Origin of the sequence: Paraglaciecola sp. L1A13 (genome assembly GCF_009796745.1) — a bacterium.
In the GTDB taxonomy this organism is placed as follows: Bacteria; Pseudomonadota; Gammaproteobacteria; order Enterobacterales; family Alteromonadaceae; genus Paraglaciecola.
The window spans coordinates 186,862-204,259 of sequence record NZ_CP047024.1 but is presented as its reverse complement, the minus strand read 5'-3'; the positions used below and the strand labels follow the sequence as shown (position 1 = coordinate 204,259).

The 17,398-nt window shown below is 43.2% G+C and carries 13 protein-coding genes; 8 read left to right on the top strand and 5 right to left on the bottom strand.

The window, feature by feature from the left end; all coding sequences use genetic code 11:
- The first annotated feature begins 43 nt into the window (after window positions 1–43).
- From GQR89_RS00885 to GQR89_RS00875, 3 genes are read left to right on the top strand one after another with little or no spacing between them, the layout of a single operon-like run.
- Complete coding sequence (locus GQR89_RS00885; RefSeq protein ID WP_158768310.1) at window positions 44–1,513, top strand: mannitol dehydrogenase family protein; 1,470 nt, start codon at window positions 44–46, stop codon at window positions 1,511–1,513.
- 20 nt (window positions 1,514–1,533) lie between these two features.
- Window positions 1,534–2,256, top strand: a complete 723-nt coding sequence (locus tag GQR89_RS00880) for an HAD family phosphatase (RefSeq protein WP_158768309.1) — start codon at window positions 1,534–1,536, stop codon at window positions 2,254–2,256.
- Entirely contained in the window at window positions 2,249–3,208 is a 960-nt protein-coding gene (locus tag GQR89_RS00875; RefSeq protein ID WP_158768308.1) for a sugar-binding transcriptional regulator, read from the top strand. Before GQR89_RS00880 ends, GQR89_RS00875 begins: the two co-directional genes overlap by 8 nt.
- Window positions 3,209–3,316: 108 nt before the next feature.
- Here GQR89_RS00875 and GQR89_RS00870 read toward each other — a convergent pair whose 3' ends face one another.
- Together GQR89_RS00870 and GQR89_RS00865 are read right to left on the bottom strand one after the other, a co-directional pair.
- On the bottom strand, window positions 3,317–4,282 hold the full coding sequence (locus GQR89_RS00870) for a carbohydrate kinase (protein WP_158768307.1): 966 nt from the start codon (window positions 4,280–4,282) through the stop codon (window positions 3,317–3,319).
- A 528-nt stretch (window positions 4,283–4,810) separates the two neighbouring features.
- Entirely contained in the window at window positions 4,811–5,425 is a 615-nt protein-coding gene (locus GQR89_RS00865) for a TetR/AcrR family transcriptional regulator (RefSeq protein WP_158768306.1), read from the bottom strand.
- A gap of 417 nt (window positions 5,426–5,842) precedes the next feature.
- Here GQR89_RS00865 and GQR89_RS00860 point away from each other — a divergent pair, with 417 nt between their 5' ends.
- From GQR89_RS00860 to GQR89_RS00850, 3 genes are read left to right on the top strand one after another with little or no spacing between them, the layout of a single operon-like run.
- Window positions 5,843–7,090, top strand: a complete 1,248-nt coding sequence (locus GQR89_RS00860) for an efflux RND transporter periplasmic adaptor subunit (RefSeq protein WP_158768305.1) — start codon at window positions 5,843–5,845, stop codon at window positions 7,088–7,090.
- Between the two features lie 7 nt (window positions 7,091–7,097).
- Window positions 7,098–10,280, top strand: coding sequence for a multidrug efflux RND transporter permease subunit (locus GQR89_RS00855; RefSeq protein WP_199271407.1), 3,183 nt, complete (start codon window positions 7,098–7,100; stop codon window positions 10,278–10,280).
- Window positions 10,273–11,655 carry an efflux transporter outer membrane subunit gene (locus GQR89_RS00850; RefSeq protein WP_158768303.1) on the top strand — a complete coding sequence of 461 codons (1,383 nt, stop codon included), beginning with the start codon at window positions 10,273–10,275 and terminating at the stop codon, window positions 11,653–11,655. Before GQR89_RS00855 ends, GQR89_RS00850 begins: the two co-directional genes overlap by 8 nt.
- Window positions 11,656–11,887: 232 nt before the next feature.
- Here the strand turns inward: GQR89_RS00850 and GQR89_RS00845 are convergent, their stop codons facing one another.
- Window positions 11,888–12,430 (bottom strand): TetR/AcrR family transcriptional regulator, encoded by a 543-nt coding sequence (locus tag GQR89_RS00845; protein WP_158768302.1) that lies wholly within the window; start codon window positions 12,428–12,430, stop codon window positions 11,888–11,890.
- A 417-nt stretch (window positions 12,431–12,847) separates the two neighbouring features.
- Between GQR89_RS00845 and GQR89_RS00840 the strand changes: the two genes are divergently transcribed.
- Window positions 12,848–13,468, top strand: coding sequence for a glutathione S-transferase family protein (locus GQR89_RS00840; protein WP_158768301.1), 621 nt, complete (start codon window positions 12,848–12,850; stop codon window positions 13,466–13,468).
- A gap of 41 nt (window positions 13,469–13,509) precedes the next feature.
- Window positions 13,510–14,220: a cupin domain-containing protein gene (locus GQR89_RS00835; RefSeq protein WP_158768300.1), complete on the top strand. Its 711-nt coding sequence runs from the start codon at window positions 13,510–13,512 to the stop codon at window positions 14,218–14,220.
- 542 nt (window positions 14,221–14,762) lie between these two features.
- Here the strand turns inward: GQR89_RS00835 and GQR89_RS00830 are convergent.
- Entirely contained in the window at window positions 14,763–15,746 is a 984-nt protein-coding gene (locus GQR89_RS00830; protein WP_158768299.1) for a transposase, read from the bottom strand.
- Window positions 15,747–16,016: 270 nt separating this feature from the next.
- The gene (gene gorA, locus GQR89_RS00825) at window positions 16,017–17,366 is read right to left on the bottom strand and encodes a glutathione-disulfide reductase (RefSeq protein WP_158768298.1); all 1,350 of its coding nucleotides are present in this window, start codon (window positions 17,364–17,366) and stop codon (window positions 16,017–16,019) included.
- Window positions 17,367–17,398: the final 32 nt, after the last annotated feature.

Genomic DNA, 17,398 nt, shown 5'->3' with positions numbered 1-17,398 from the left:
ATTTGTATTAGCATTTTGCTACATAGCATAGGAGCTCAATTCAATGACTATTAAACTTGGCCTTGACACACTTGATGCCTTACCACCAAACGTGTCTAAACCCAATTATCAACGCGCAATGCTTTCACCCGGTATTATTCACATTGGTGTTGGTAATTTTCATCGTGCTCATCAAGCGGTTTATTTAGACAAACTATTTAACGCAGGTCTGGCCTATGATTGGGCTATCAGAGGAGCAGGCATTAAATCCTACGACTCGGTTATGCGTGAGAAGCTGAAAGCTCAGGACTGGTTAACGACCGTGGTAGAACTAGACGCAAAAGGACTCACCGCTAGGGTTTGCGCTTCAATGCTCGATTTCATCGAAAATGATGCCAGTACGTTAATTGACGCGCTCACCGATAGTCAGATCCGCATAGTGTCGCTGACGATTACCGAGGGTGGCTACTTTATGGACGATAAAACGGGCGGGTTCAACCTTGCCCATGATGAAATCCAAAGGGATATCGCTAATATTGACTCCCCCACAACCGTATTTGGCTTAATGATAGCCGCGCTTAAACGTCGTAAGGAACAAAACAAACCGGCTTTTACCATTATGTCCTGTGACAATATTCCTCATAACGGTAAAATTGCCAAACGCGTAGTGAGTGAAATGGCAGCAGCGATCGACGGCGATTTAGCCCAGTGGATCGACCAAAACGTTACCTTTCCGAATTCTATGGTTGACTGTATTACCCCGGCAACATCAGAGCAAGAGCGCCAACGTCTGGTGACTTTATTTGATATAGAAGACCAAGCCCCTGTTTTTTGCGAACCATTTAGACAATGGGTACTAGAGGATGACTTTGCCAATGGACGCCCTCCCCTAGAAGAAGTTGGTGTCGAATTTGTTGCAGATGTAGCCCCTTTTGAACTGATGAAGTTACGTATTTTAAATGGTGGCCACGCGGCAATTGCCTATCCAGGGGCTCTATTCGGCATTCACTTTGTACACGATGTTATGGCCCACCCGCTTATAAGCTTGTACTTGAAAAAACTGGTTACCCAGGAAGTTATTCCTACTTTACCTAGTGTACCTGGGGTCGATTTTGATGACTATTTTGCCGTTATCGAATCTCGATTTGCTAATCCTGAGGTGTGCGATACTGTGCCGCGCCTCTGCCAAGATGCATCAAACCGCTTACCCAAATTTATTTTGCCCACTATTGTGGCGAATTTAGAACAAGGTAGAGATTGTGCTGGACTAGCGTTAGTTGTGGCATTGTGGTGTCGACTTTGTGCTGAAGGCGATGTTGCCAATAGCAAAATAACTATTGATGACCCACAAGCTAAAAGGCTTATAAAACAAGCCTCTATGGCAAAAGTGGAACCAGCAATATTTTTGCAAATGACGGACATATTTGGGACACTCTCACGCAACACCGTATTTGTTAATCATTTTACGTCGATGTTAGAAATGCTCTGGGCTTCAGGTACTGAAAAGACCTTAGAGTGGTATTTAAAACAATAATAATAATTGTCGGTTATTGAATGACTCCTTCCCACACATCACTTTTGCAGTACCCCATAGAATTAATCATTTTTGATTGCGATGGGGTACTGATAGATAGTGAAATTATCAGTAAACGCGTATTGCTACAAATGCTCTTGGAGCTTGATGTGGCCATATCCGATGAATATTTTGAAGCGAACTTTCTTGGACATAGTTTTGAGCATGTCACGGCCAAAATTTTCGCTGACTTTAACGTAACATTGGCAAATTCGTTTTCCCAAGACTATCAAACTAAATTAATGCAGGTTTTCGCTTTGGAGCTTGAACCCACAGTTGGACTAGAGCAAATGTTATTAGAGCTCAAAGTACCTTATTGCGTGGCGACCAGTAGCAGCCCTCAGCGAGTCAGTCGAGCGCTAGATATAACGCGTATTGGCCACTACTTTGGGGATAACGTTTTCACTGCTTCTGAAGTAGAAAACGGTAAACCCGCTCCTGATTTATTTTTATACGCAGCAGAAAAAATGGGGGTTGATCCTCAATATTGCCTAGTGATTGAAGATTCCCCTGCAGGCATCGAGGGGGCCAAGGCCGCCCAAATGCAGGTTATCCGGTATGCTGGCGCAGGCCATATGCAGCAATGGAGGCAACCCGTCGAACCCTCTGTTGATAATTTGACGACAATCCAAAATTGGCAAGATCTCTATGCGCTTGCACCGACGCTCAACACAATACCTAATATGCGAGATAAACGTGGTTAAGCTTTCCAGTGCCGAAAATAGACGATTAGACGACGCCGCTCGAGCCGGCTGGTTATATTATGTTGCGGGTAATACCCAAGATGACATCGCAAAAAAGCTCGGAATTTCTCGCCAATCTGCTCAGCGCATGGTGGCATTATCCGTCAGCGAGAAGTTAGTAAAAGTAAGACTCGATCATCCCATTGCTAAGTGCATGGACTTGGCTGAAAAAATTGCTAACCGGTTTGGACTACTTTCTTGTGAAGTGGTGCCAAGTGACCTTAGCGATCCTACTTCGACCGTGGGTTTAGCCCAAGCTGGAGCTAACGAAATTGAACGCCATTTAAAATCAACAGAACCCAAAATATTGGCTATGGGAACTGGCCGAGTATTGCGCGCCTGCGTAGATGAGTTGGCCCCACTTGATTGCACCCAGCATAGAATTGTTGCCTTACTTGGTAACATGACATCTGATGGAGCGGCGTCTCCTTACGATGTAGTCGTGCGTATGGCCGAACGCGTAAACGCTAAGCATTATCCTATGCCGCTGCCCGTATTACCGCAAAGTGTGAAAGCAAAAAATCAGTTACATGTTATGCCGCATATTGCACAGAATATGGCATTAGCTCGACAAGCTGACGTAACCTTTGTAGGTGTAGGGAATTTAGGCACTAATTCGCCACTACATTTAGATGGTTTCGTTACGCCTAAAGAGTTAGACGAGTTGCAAACTGGCGGCGCAGTCGGTGAAATTATCAGCTGGGTTTTTGACAAAAACGGTCAGTTGCTTGACTGTGGCATCAATCAACGGGTCGCTAGTACGCCCCTTATTGTTGCCTCCAGCAAACCTGTATTTGCCATAGCTGCCGGTGAAGATAAGGTTTTCGCAATTCTAGGCGCCCTGCGTTCAAAGTTAGTTAACTCATTGATAACCAATGAATATACCGCAGAGCGACTTTTAAGCATCGACTAAATTTGCTGTATTTAAAAAAGCCAACATTAAAAAGGGACCATCAGTTACTGAAGGTCCCTTTTTAATGGTTAATTTAATACTAACCATCTGATTAGTATTAAATTTTATCTATGCTTTGTTTTTAACTACGAACGTCATGGCATTAACTTCAGGTAAGGTGGGTAACGCCGTCATTGCGCCAATTTTAGCGCATACTAAACCACTTACTTTTCCGGCAAACTCAATAAAACCTTTGAAGTCGTCCTGATAGAAGTTTTCGCCTGGCGCACTTTTCGCCATTTGAAATAATATTGCGCCAATAAAAGAATCTCCGGCACCAGTGGTGTCTACTGCATTAATCTCATAGGCTGGGACAATATATTGCTGACCATTTTGTGAAATTAAGCAGCCATCTGGACCTAGCGTAACCAATACAACTTTGACACCTAAATCATGAAAGTACTGGCAACCCTTTGCCATATCATCCTGATGTGAAAGCAAAACTAGTTCTTCGTCACTGACTTTTACAATATCAGCTAAGGCAAAGTAAGTATTACAGATATCTCTGAATTCAGCTTCGCGGCCACGCCATAAATCTATTCTGAAATTAGGATCGAAACAAATAATATTGCCATTCTTCTTGGCTTGCTGAGCGATACGCAAATAACTGTCGCCTAGTTCACCACCTAACAATGCAGTGGCTGAACCAAGATGTAAAATTGAGTCACTCAACAATGTGTCTATCGTTGCGTCATCTAGATTAAGCTGTTCGTCAGCCCCTCTATTAAAGGCAAATTCACGCTCGCCATTATCACCTAATGATACAAAGGCCAAAGTAGTAGATGTGGACAAAGACGCAACATGATCAGTGTTAACCGCATAACGTTTTACTTCTTCAATTAAAAACGCGCCGAACGGATCATTACCAACTGAACCAACTAAAATTGGCTCACCACCTAATTTACCGATGCAAGCTGCAACGTTTGCTGGCGCACCACCTGATTTTTTTACGTAATTAACGCCATTTACCAAACCCTTGTTGGTATCTGTACACACAAAATCGATGAGCATTTCACCAATGCAAATTACCTTCATAATCTTTTTCCGTATAAAATATTGCACACTATGGATATGACGAGAAACTGCATAAAAGAACGCCGAACGTATCGGTGTTACAGACCTTTAAAAACTGATTGCATACACCTCGATTTAATCAAACATCGACAGTGAAAAGCTACTTTTACAATGCAGCCAACAGTTGCGTTTTTCGTTGCGTAGACCAATTAAGATTATACGCAAAACAAAAACCAATTAATATCTTTAGCCCTTTGTTTATCTATATTTTACAATTATTAATAAGATTAAAAGGAAGCTCAAATTACAGCATGTTTAACACACATTAACGACAAGCAGTATGTTAGTTTAACGTTATCCGAACTTTCCGTTATTTACCAACTGAGTAATAGAATTTAGAGGATCTTAGCGACAGATTTTGCTTCGTAAATATAATTCAGTAGGCACGCCCGAACGATATAACCAAGGGGTGAGGTAATGCGCTTCAATACAGCCTATTCTTAGCGTAAGCACGTATGAATAGGCAGAAAAATAATATTAAGTCGGCAATTAAGAATTACGTGGAAAACTCGTTAATGCTAATTTTGCTACGTCAACGAGTTGGTCTTCGGTGGCGCCACTGCTGGCTTGAATGGCTATTCCTTGTATAACGGTACTGATAAAACGAGCCAATGTGCCAACGTCAATATCTTTTGCTAAGTCACCCTGTTCTTTGGCTAATTGGAAACGATCACGCACTTGCTCTTCATTTTGCTGACGGCGCTTAGTTAACTCTTCTTTTACACCAGCAGCAGCTTCACTGCAGGCCAACGCACCTTGCACCATAACGCATCCTTGAGGATGCGATGGGTCAGACATATTTTTAGCCGCGCCTAACAACATATATTCCGCTACTTCATAAGCGGTTGGTTGCGCTAAAGCGGGCTTAAAAAAACCACAAGGGCGATTTTCATAAAACTCTATCGATTTTAAAAACAGCTGCTCTTTGTTACCAAATGCAGAATACAAACTGGGCTTGTTGATACCCATCGCACTGGTTAAATCAGACAGTGAAGCACCGTCGTAACCTTTGGCCCAAAAAACCTCTAACGCTCTTTCAAGCGCAATTTGCATGTCAAAAGCGCGTGGTCTACCCACTGCAGCATTACAACTAACAGCACTCATTATTCGGCTCCTGATATAATTATGCTCACATAATAAACAGGTAATTAACCCTTGTCTATAAGGGGTTATTTACTAGTAAGTACAGAAAATTGGTTATTTCCAATTTATAGAATTAGGCAATAATCTTGCAGCTTTCGGCATTCATATCACCCAGCCCTTTGCGTACTATGCGTTTCATGGTTAGTCAGACTAAATGAAGCAAAGTTCAAATTTCACGGCGCCTATCAATCAAATACTCTCGTTTAAAAGAGAACTCATCAAAACGGTTATTAGTTAGCACAAAAATAAATTACCAATCGGTACATAAATAGATTGACTGTGTAAATCACATCTATATTCTTACCGACCAGTACATAAGTATCAAATTTTACAAAGAATCAAATTACCAACAGCGTAAAAATTAGGAAAACTAGGCTCATGAGCACAAAACACAGCATGAAAAATTGGATATTAGGCATAGCCGCTAGCATTGTTTTGGTAGCTTGCGGCGATCCAGATACACCTAAACAACCCACAGCTCCAGCGGCACCTCAAGTAACCGTTGCTAAAGTCGTGCATGAACGCATTACTGAATGGGACGAATTTACCGGCCGCCTTCAGGCGCCGCAAACAGTAACCTTGATTCCACGTGTATCGGGTTACATTGAAAACGTTTTGTTTGAGGAAGGTGCGGTTGTTGAAAAGGGTGACGTTCTATTTCAAATAGACCCACGCGCTTTTAAAGCAGAAGCTGATCGCCTAAAAGCAGAACTTCAAAGTGCGCAAAGCGCATATATACAAGCACAAAACGATTTTAATCGAGCTAAAACCCTAAGCGAACAACGCGCTGTATCAATAGAAATTCTCGATGGGCGCTTAGCGCGTAAGCAACAAACGTCAGCAACTGTCGCATCAGTATCGGCGGCATTGGTACGTGCTGAACTTGACTTGTCTTATACACAAGTAACAGCCCCTATTTCAGGCCGTGTTTCTTATGCTCAGATAACTCAAGGTAACTTTGTGACAGCGGGGCAAAGCATACTAACCAGCTTGGTATCAATGGATAAAATGTACGCCTACTTCGATGTTGATGAGCAAACTTATCTTAAATACGTTCAGCTCGCTCAGTCGGGAAAACGCAGCAATACCCGCGATGCTAGTGGAAACCCTGTGTATATGGCTTTGGCTAACGACATTAACTTCGACTATGCAGGTAACATTGATTTCGTTGACAACGCAGTGAATCAACAAACTGGCACCATACGTATTCGCGCGACGTTCCCTAATCAAGATCATGCATTGCTACCAGGTTTATTTGCCCGAGTTAAGTTGGTTGGCAGTAACTCTTATCAAGGTATTTTAATTGATGAAAAAGCGGTGGGTACGGATCTAAACAAAAAATTTGTGTTGGTTGTAAAGCAAGATAATCAACTTGAATATCGCAACGTTGTTTTAGGCGAAAAAATCAATGGATTACGCATAGTCACCGACGGTTTATTCCCCCAGGACACCATCGTAATAAATGGCTTACAGCGCGTACGAGCCAATATGCAAATACAACCCAAAGTTGTCGATATGACCTCGCAAGAGATCCTTACCGCACTGCGCCAGCAACAAAAATCACTCGACCAAACTAGCAATGAATTGACGGCGCAAGCCAACGAAACACTTGTAGATCGCGGTTAAGGGGACGATTATGTTTTCGCAGTATTTTATACGTCGTCCCATATTTGCGGCGGTTATATCTCTTATATTCTTTATCGTGGGTGCAATCTCAGTATGGCAACTGCCTATTACTGAGTACCCTGAAGTAGTACCACCTACCGTAGTTGTGACCGCTAATTATCCGGGTGCCAACCCTAAAGTTATTGCCGAAACGGTGGCTTCGCCACTGGAACAGGAAATTAACGGCGTTGAAAACATGTTGTATATGTCTTCTCAGGCCACATCTGATGGGCGCATGACCTTAACCATCACATTTGCTATTGGCAGTGACGTGGATTTAGCCCAAACCCAAGTACAGAGCCGGGTTGAGCGCGCTAAACCGCGCCTACCGGAAGAAGTTCAGCGCTTAGGTGTAGTAACCGAAAAGTCGTCGCCAGATTTAACTATGGTCGTGCATTTAACCTCGCCAGATAAACGCTACGATATGTTGTACTTATCAAACTATGCGGTGTTAAACGTAAAAGACGAATTAGCACGAATAGAAGGCGTTGGCCAAGTACGTGTATTTGGTGCAGGCGACTATAGTATGCGCGTATGGCTAGACCCCAACAAAGTCGCGGCCTTAGGTTTATCACCAGGTAACATTGTTAGCGCTATCCGTGAACAAAACCAACAAGCTGCCGCCGGTAGCTTAGGCGCGCAACCAAGTGGGAATAGTGATTTTCAACTTTTAATCAACGTCAAAGGTCGCTTAACCAATGTTGAAGAATTTGAAGACATAATTATCAAAGTTGGTGAACAAGGCCAGATAAGCCGGTTAAAAGATGTAGCACGAGTAGAATTAGGCGCTTCGTCTTATGCATTACGTTCAATGTTGGACAATCAAGATGCTGCTGCAATGCCTGTTTTTCAAGCATCTGGCTCAAATGCGATTCAGATTTCAAACGATGTACGCAGTAAAATGACCGAATTATCGCAAACCTTCCCTGATGGTTTAAGTTACGACATTGTTTATGACCCAACGGTATTCGTGCGCGGTTCGATTGAGGCAGTCGTTAAAACCTTATTTGAAGCCTTGTTGTTAGTCGTTCTGGTAGTGGTGTTGTTTTTACAAACGTGGCGCGCTTCGATCATTCCATTAGTGGCGGTACCCGTATCATTGGTCGGCACATTCGCCTTTATGCATCTGCTAGGCTTTTCGTTAAATGCGTTATCATTATTTGGCTTGGTTTTAGCCATAGGCATAGTCGTGGATGATGCCATAGTGGTGGTAGAAAACGTCGAGCGTAACATTGAAGAAGGTTTGTCTCCTGTTGCTGCTACCCAAAAAGCCATGAAAGAAGTCACTGGCCCTATTGTGGCAACGACATTGGTACTCGCTGCGGTGTTTATTCCAACAGCGTTTATGTCTGGTTTAACAGGTCAATTCTACAAGCAATTCGCGTTAACGATTACTATTTCAACTTTTATATCAGCAATTAACTCGTTAACGTTAAGCCCTGCTCTATCAGCCTTACTACTTAGAAGCCCTCACGAGAAAAAAGATCTTTTGACTCGTGCCATGGACAAATTATTAGGCCGTTGGCTGTTTAATCCGTTCAATCGTTTCTTTACGCGTTTATCAAACGGTTACGGCTGGGTAGTTAAAAAAGTGTTGCGCTTCGGGTTGTTGGTAGGTGTGATTTATATTGGCTTAGTTGGTTTGACGGGCTTGCAATTCGCAACCACGCCAACGGGATATGTACCCGGTCAAGACAAACAATATCTAGTGGCGTTCGCCCAATTACCTGATGCTGCATCACTGGAACGCACCGAAGCGGTCATTAAAGAAATGTCTCGTATTGCCCTTGAGCAACCCGGCGTTGCCCACTCAGTTGCCTTCCCTGGTTTAAGCATCAATGGTTTAACTAATAGCACTAATAGTGGGATTGTGTTTACTCCGCTCGATGATTTCGCAGATCGCACCGACCCATCGTTATCGGCTGGCGCTATAGCGGCTGCGCTTAATCAAAAATTTGCGGCCATTGAAGATGCCTACATTGCCATATTCCCGCCCCCGCCAGTACAGGGTTTAGGCACGATAGGTGGCTTTAGATTGCAAATTCAAGACCGCGCAAATTACGGTTACGACGAGCTCTATAAAATCACCATGCAAGTGATGCAAAAAGCATGGGCTACCCCTGAATTGGCGGGTGTTTTCTCAAGTTATCAAATTAATGTACCGCAATTAGATGTGGACATCGATCGCACTAAAGCAAAACAACAATCTGTTTCTTTAGATGAGTTATTTACGACTTTGCAGGGATATATGGGCTCGGTATACGCCAATGACTTCAACCAGTTCGGTCGTACATACCAAGTTAATGTACAAGCAGATGAGCAGTTCAGACAAACCCCTGAGCAAATTGCCCAACTGAAAGTACGTAACAATCGCGGTGATATGGTGCCAATTGGCTCGTTTATTAGCGTTAACAATACCGCAGGCCCTGACCGAGTTATGCATTACAACGGCTTTACCACTGCGGAGATTAACGGGGGTGCCGCGCCAGGATTCAGTTCTGGTGAGGCCCAAGCGGCTATTGAGAAGATCTTAGCCGAGACCTTACCTAACGGCATGAGCTATGAATGGACAGAACTAACTTATCAACAAATTCTGGCGGGTAATGCGGGTATGTATATTTTCCCGTTGATCATATTGTTGGTGTTTATGGTGTTGGCTGCTCAATACGAAAGCCTTAGCTTACCGCTGGCCATTATTTTGATTATTCCCATGACGTTATTGTCAGCTTTAAGCGGTGTACTTATCGCAGGGGGTGACAACAATATATTCACCCAAATCGGATTTATTGTACTGGTGGGGCTGGCAACTAAAAATGCAATCTTGATTGTGGAGTTCGCAAAAGATTTACAAGACGAAGGCAAAACCGCCAGAGAAGCCATATTAGAAGCCGGTCGACTGCGTTTACGTCCCATTTTGATGACATCAATTGCATTTATTATGGGCGTAGTGCCAATGGTGCTATCAACGGGCCCAGGGGCTGAAATGCGTCAAGCTATGGGCGTAGCAGTGTTCTCAGGCATGATCGGCGTGACCCTATTTGGCCTATTGCTTACCCCATTATTTTACTACGTACTGGCTAAACGCGGTGAGCAAAATGCACTTAGTTCCACTCAATTAAACACTGCCAAACAGGAGGCTGACCATGGGTAACATTAAAAAAATCGGCACACTCGCGGGACTACTTGTAGTCCTTAGCGCCTGCGCTGTAGGGCCTGACTATCAAGCCCCAACTAAGGTAAAAAATATTGCGTTAACAGACTCATATCAACAAGCAGATAAGCTAACCAATTGGTGGCAGGCTTTTGGTGATGAAGATCTGAATCAGTTAATTAATGTCGCATTAGAAGAAAATCGTACGTTGTTTCAAGCTCAAGCTAATGTGCTGCGTGCCTATGCGATATTTCGTAACAGCGCTAACGATGTATTGCCTAAAGGTACCTTGGACGCAGGCTACCAAGCGGCTAAAAATCCAACCTTACTAAGTACCGATAATAATACCATCACACGTGGTTATAATACGGGCGCTAATTTGACTTGGGATGTGGATTTATTCGGTAAAGTACGCCGAGCGATTGAAGCATCACTGGCCGAAGCAGAGCAAGCCGACATTTTATGGCACGATGCTCAACTACAAATTATCAGTCAAGTGGCAGCGAGTTATGGTGACTATCGAGGTGCACAATTCCGCTTAAAAGTGGCCGAGCAAAACCTCGCTAATTTGCGCCAAACACGCACCATAGTCAAAGCACGTTTTCAGGCGGGCTTTGCCTCTGAATTAGAAATTGCGCGCATTGATGCGCAGGTATTTCAAGTTGAGGCCAGCCTGCCTCAGATGCAGACATTGTTAGCGCGCGCCGATGCAACGTTATCTGCCTTGCTGGCAAAAAAACCGGGGCATTTAGCTCTGATTAGCGAACCGAGTTTACCTCAATTATCGCAACCCGTTGCGTTGGTACAAGGTGAAAACTATCTTCGTTATCGCGCTGATGTAGCCAGTTCAGAACGGGCTTTAGCCGCCAGTACTGCTCGTATTGGTGTAGCGACCGCAGATTTATACCCGAACGTTTCAGTGAATGGTTTTTTAGGTTTTTTGTCTGGTCCAGGACTAACTCTCGGTGGTAACACAAAAAGTTGGAGTGTCGCCCCGACTCTAAGCTGGCAAGCTGCTGACTTGGGTTCGGTTAAAGCGCGTATTCATCAGGCCGAAGCAAGTTCAGATATTGCTCTAGCCCAATTTGAGCAACAGGTTTTTGATGCCCTAGCTGATATGCAGTTTTCATTGCAAAGCTATAACTTTAGTCGCCAACAGCAATTAAGCACAAAACATCAATGGCAGGCTAGCGAAAAGGCCATGACTATCGCTAAACAACGTTTTGAAGTAGGTAGTGGCGAGTTTATTGAGCTATTAGAAGCACAACGTGATGTATTGCAAAGCCGCGATCAACTTGCCTTGCTTGAGCAACAAAGCTTCAACAGATTAGTAGATATATACCGCGCATTTGGCGGCGGAATAAGCGTTATTTAGGCTTATGTTGCCATCATGCAAAGACATAATGACAGAGCAAGGTAGTAAATGCAGAGCATTATGTCGAAGCAGGTGATTGTAGACAATCGCCACTAATCACTGGTGGCTTTGTTGAATTTAGCAATCAAAAGACCTAGCAAATCACCAGAGCTGAATTCACTTACTGATCGCAAAATCGCTTCAGAGGGTCTGAAGTAGCGAGAAGCTTAAGCAACAACCTTTTGCGGGCATATCAACGCGCGAATAATTGGGCACTAACGGCGGCAAATAGATCGTCATCGTTCATTGCTTTACTAACCAACATGGCACCTTCAAGCAAGGAAATAGCAGCGACAGCCTGACTTTTTGCTTGCTGCTCAGTGTTGTCAGTGCCAAGTGTATATGCATGGGTTAACCACTGGATGTTTTGCTCAAAGAAACGTCGAGTCTGTAGCTTAACCTTTTCAGGTAAGCCGTCAGTCTCCGCCCCCAACAAACCACAAAGGCACATTTTTTTATCTTGCGTTAATGCATGTTGGAATTGTTGAGAGTACACCTCAATGGGGTTTTTACCATGGGTAATAAGCTCGTCGGGCGAGCCCAGATTTGCAATAAAATTATCCGTGTATTGGCGCGCTAATTCTGCGCCCAAATCAGCTTTGGTAGGAAAGTGATAATGCACGCTGGAGCTTTTGATACCGATTTCATCCGCTAATTCTCGAAAGCTAAAGTTGTTGTAACCACCGGTTCTAACTTTATTTTCGGCCGCTTTAAGTAACTGCTGCTTTTTGCTCATGCACACTCCCTTTTTCGGCAATTATCTATCAGTAGATACATGGGTACAAGTCGAAACATCTCCTTGACCGTTTTCCGTTATTTTCTACCGATAACCCTGCTTAGCTAAGCAATTTCCATCAATACGCGTATCGATTACCTATGGATAATTCACGTGTATAGCTTTTTGGTTAGGTGGTTTGCCCATAAATTAAAACAAGCTAATCATGACTTGTAACCATCTGAATTTATTATAATAAAATATTTTTCAAAAACTTCATCACGCCAATTTTGATAAATTTTGACCTAATAAATTTGACACCAGTTAATTAGATCCCTATAACTACCTACCAGTAGATAGGTATAGTAATGATTTCCATATTACTACTAAGATAATTATTTGTAACCAACCCATTTTATTTACTTTAAGGTAGACCCTATGATTATTCACGATGTAGAAAATTTCCCTAATCCTCTTCGCGTTCGTATCGCTCTAGCTGAAAAAAATGCACTTGATGCAGTGACTTTCAAGTCTGTCGATCTCATGAATGCAGAGCATAGAAGTGAAGCTTTTTTAGCAAAAAACCCCTTTGCTGGCGTGCCGGTGCTTGAACTTGACGATGGCACATTTATCGCTGAATGCCCTGCTATCATCGAATATATTGACCATCATTTTGCTGGGCCATCTCTTACTGGCGTGACGCCTAAAGAACGTGCGGTTATCAGTATGATGCAGCGCCGTGCTGAAACCCAAGTACTGGATGCCATTGCCAGCTATTTTCACCATGCGACAGATGGTTTAGGCCCAGCACTGGAAACAAATCAAAACAAAACATGGGGCCAAGATCAGCAAGCTAGAGCTTTCAAAGGTCTGGCATACTTTGATTCCGTACTGGCTAAACATGCTTATGCGGCAGGTGAGGAATTTAGCGTAGCCGATATCACCTTGTGGTGTGGGTTAGTGTTCGGGGGTTTCTGTAATATACAGATACCTGCTGACTTAACGCACCTACAAGCTTGGCACGATGGTATGGCTGTGCGTCCAAGTATTGCGGCTTAATGTGAAACGCACAGATTTTTGTGCCTAATAGGAGCCTGAACATGAATATAAATGCAGATTTTAGCCAACGCGTCGTTGTTCACAGTCAGCAGCAACCGTGGATAGCCTCACCTATGGTAGGCGTTGAACGTCGTCCATTGGATCGCGTGGGTGATGAAGTTGCGCGAGCGACGACTATTGTCCGTTACGCGTCTGGCAGCCACTTTTCGCCCCATGTTCACAGTGGGGGTGAAGAGTTCATTGTGCTGGAAGGCGTATTTCAGGACGAGCACGGTGACTATCCCGCTGGCTCTTATATCCGTAATCCGCCACAATCATCACACACACCGGGCTCGGCACAAGGGTGCGTGATCTTTGTAAAGTTGTGGCAGTTTGACCCGCAAGACAGACGGCATGTGAATATAGGTGTTACAGCTTATAATTCGCACCTAAGCTACGAATTCGTTCCACCAGCCCAAGGTTACAGCCAAAAAAATCTATACAAAGATGCATTTGAAACCGTCACGATATTTGAATTAGCAGCCAATAATGTACTGAACCTAGATGCCTCAAACGGTCTGGAGCTTTTGGTACTTGAAGGTGAATGCATTGAAGGAAACGACACCCTTATTAAATATAGCTGGCTTCGTTTGCCAATAGGTAGCACGTTCAGTGTAAGAGCAGGTAAAGAAGGCGTACGTTTGTGGATTAAAACTGAACATTTACCCTTTGTAGATGAGCAAATCAAGCGAGTAAAAAGCGCTCCGTCATAACCCATTATTCAAATATAATCCCTGATTACAGATGAAAACGCCCCCTAAACCGGGCGTTTTCAATTAACCAACAAGCAAAATATCACTCAACACCACCCACCTCCTTCTATGACTCTAATAATTTTTATCATGACACCCATAATAACTTTTGTGTCATTTGCGTCTATCTTTCCATAATTTCAATCAAGTTCACTCTTCTATAATTTTTATCATGACACCCATAATAATTTTCATATTATTTGCATTTATCTTTCCATCATTTCAATCAAATTAACTCTTCTATGATTGAATGATAATTCGGACGTTTCCCAAGAGAAGTAATTTTTATCATGACACCCATGATAATTTCCATATTATTTGCATTTAGCTTTCCATCATTTCAATCAAATTAACTCTTTCATGATTGAAGGATAATTGGGACATTTTCCAGAGGAATAGTGATATTCGTTAATGAAGGATACTTTGACTAAGGATTAGACACGTGTAGCCAAATCATGCGTTTTTTATGAGTGGTTTTACTCGGTTAAATCGCTAATACTAGATTAGCTTCGATTGAGTAACGCTTTTGCTTTACCCATGCCTCGTAATCGTTGATGTTGAGTGTGGCGTTTAAAAACGTGCATTATTTGCTCAGCCCCAGCGGCAGAAAAAAAATGTTTTTCAAACTCAGTAGTAAGGGACATCCATTGCTCAACAGTTAAACCAAGTGATGTTAATAAAGGACTTTGTTTTTGTTCTAAATAACTTTTTTTGCTGTATCTAATTTGGTTACCTGTCGCATCAACTAATTCACAATAATCCTTTAACGCAAATGCGATGCCTTTGGGCATATTAATTCTGTGGTTACCAACAAACGGCATAAGATTTTTAGGCTGCCGTTGTTTAGCCTTTAACGCGACTGTACGCATTTTAATGCTAGTGTATTGGGAGGTTTGCGCGCTTTCTTCGATACTCGCTCTTACTGGGTTTAAATCTACATAGGCCATACACGCTAATAGTGCGCTTTCGTCTAACAGGGCTTGTGATTTAAACCGACCTTCCCAAAATCGGCCTGTGCAACCGTCTTCCTTATTGGCCTGTCTAGCAATATTCTCGTTCAAATCGCGCATTAGCCAGCTAATGTCATACAATCTTCGGCGATAAATGTCAGCCGTTTCATTAAAAGTAATTCGCTCTGCCGCTGAGAGCTGATCACCAACGAGGTATCTTTGCGTTAACACAGTCCCTTTATGGATAAGGTGATAGCGTGTAAGGACTTCATCTACTCCCCAACTCATTGCACGAGCTTTATCTACGTGTAACACAAGGTGGGTGTGATTACTCATCACAGCATAAGCACATATATCTATCGCAAACACGGTTGATAAAAACAGCAATCTGTCTTCCACCCATCCCCGGCGGTGTTCGTAACTTTGGCCTGTGTATTTATCAAAACCACACAAAAATGTACGACGTACACAGCGAGAAACGCAATGGTAATAGGATGTGTCCGATAAACTAATTTGGCTTTTGCGAGTCTGGGGCATGACGCACCTTCCCGATATATGATGAAAGACCTGGTAAGTGTAGTTTATTAGGCGAAAATTACTGTTTTGCTATGGGTGTCATGCTTAGGAGAGCGTTTTGTTATGGGTGTCATGCTTAGGAGAGCGTTAGAAAGCTTATTTCTGGGTGGGGTGGTGGATATGAAAAAGCCTCGGCTGGGGAAAGCTGAGGCTTTAGATTACTGAGATGTTTTTATCACATGTTATCGATCCGTGAATGATTAAAATCACATGGATCTGCGGTAATAATCATTAATTCAGTGTGACAAATTCTTCTGCGCTGGTGGGGTGAATAGCTACACAAGCGTCGAAGTCGGCTTTAGTTGCGCCCATTTTCATGGCTACGCCGAAGCCTTGTAAAATTTCATCCATACCGTAACCGATACCGTGAATACCCACGACCTTTTGATTTTCGCCAACACAAATCAGTTTCATGCGTGTCATTTGTCTGTGGCTCGTCAGTGCAGTGTACATAGCGGCAAAGCTCGAGTTATATACTTTAACATTGTCTTTACCAAACTCCGCTTCGGCCTCAAGCTCGGTTAACCCCATAGTACCAATTGCAGGGTGACTGAAGACCACTGTTGGGATCAATGTATAATCCATATGCGCGTCTGTTTGACCATTAAATATGCGCTCTGACAATAAACGTCCAGCCTTTACCGCAACAGGGGTAAGCTCGACTTTCCCTATATTATCGCCAACGGCGTATATGCCGTCCACACTGGTGTTTTGATATTTATCAACCGCGATATACCCTCGCTGATTAACTTTTACACCTGCTTTTTCAAGCCCCATATTATCGTTTGCCGGAGCACGACCTATTGCCCAAATAACACAATCAGCTTCAAGCTTTTCGCCACATTCAAAGGTCAACGTCAGACTATCATCATCATTTTTTTCCAGTTTTTCTGGAATACGATGAGTATGCAAAGTTGGGCCATCTTGCGCCATCGTTTCGACTAACGTCTCACTCAACATCGTATCGAAGGAGCGTAGCGGCGCATGCTTACGCACCACCAAATGGGTTTCGCTACCAAGTGAGTGCAAAACGCCAGCTAGTTCAACAGCGATATACCCTGCTCCTACTACCACTACGCGCTTAGGTTGCTCAGTTAGCTCGAAAAAACCGTCAGAATCTATGCCTAAATCTGCGCCAGGAATACTCGGGGTAACGGGACGACCGCCGGTCGCGATAAGAATGTGATCTGCGGTGTAATGTTTACCATCAACTTCGACCGTATTTTTATCAACGAAACGCGCAAAACCGTTAATGACGGTAATGTCGTTGTTACCTAATACACGATCGTATGAGGCATGAATACGCTTAATATAGGCTTCGCGACTATCGACTAATTTTTTCCAATCGAATTTATTCACCGTTACATCGAAACCGTAATCTGCTGCATAATGATTTATCGCTTCAGCAACTTGGGCACCAAACCACATAGCTTTTTTCGGCACGCACCCTACGTTTACACAGGTGCCACCAATATGACGCGCTTCAATTAACGCCACTTTTTTGCCGTGTTTAGATGCGCGGTTCGCTGATGCAATTCCACCACTTCCACCACCGATACAAATATAATCAAAATCTGCCATTTCTATTTTTCCTAAATTAATTAGTTCTGACT

Excerpts from the sequence above, each read along its gene's own strand:
- GQR89_RS00835 (WP_158768300.1), top strand. The coding sequence starts at position 13,510 with ATGAATATAAATGCAGATTTTAGCCAACGCGTCGTTGTTCACAGTCAG.
- GQR89_RS00860 (WP_158768305.1), top strand. The coding sequence starts at position 5,843 with ATGAGCACAAAACACAGCATGAAAAATTGGATATTAGGCATAGCCGCT.
- GQR89_RS00865 (WP_158768306.1), bottom strand. The coding sequence starts at position 5,425 with ATGAGTGCTGTTAGTTGTAATGCTGCAGTGGGTAGACCACGCGCTTTT.
- GQR89_RS00885 (WP_158768310.1), top strand. The coding sequence starts at position 44 with ATGACTATTAAACTTGGCCTTGACACACTTGATGCCTTACCACCAAAC.
- GQR89_RS00830 (WP_158768299.1), bottom strand. The coding sequence starts at position 15,746 with ATGCCCCAGACTCGCAAAAGCCAAATTAGTTTATCGGACACATCCTAT.
- gorA (WP_158768298.1), bottom strand. The coding sequence starts at position 17,366 with ATGGCAGATTTTGATTATATTTGTATCGGTGGTGGAAGTGGTGGAATT.
- GQR89_RS00870 (WP_158768307.1), bottom strand. The coding sequence starts at position 4,282 with ATGAAGGTAATTTGCATTGGTGAAATGCTCATCGATTTTGTGTGTACA.
- GQR89_RS00880 (WP_158768309.1), top strand. The coding sequence starts at position 1,534 with ATGACTCCTTCCCACACATCACTTTTGCAGTACCCCATAGAATTAATC.
- GQR89_RS00850 (WP_158768303.1), top strand. The coding sequence starts at position 10,273 with ATGGGTAACATTAAAAAAATCGGCACACTCGCGGGACTACTTGTAGTC.
- GQR89_RS00840 (WP_158768301.1), top strand. The coding sequence starts at position 12,848 with ATGATTATTCACGATGTAGAAAATTTCCCTAATCCTCTTCGCGTTCGT.
- GQR89_RS00845 (WP_158768302.1), bottom strand. The coding sequence starts at position 12,430 with ATGAGCAAAAAGCAGCAGTTACTTAAAGCGGCCGAAAATAAAGTTAGA.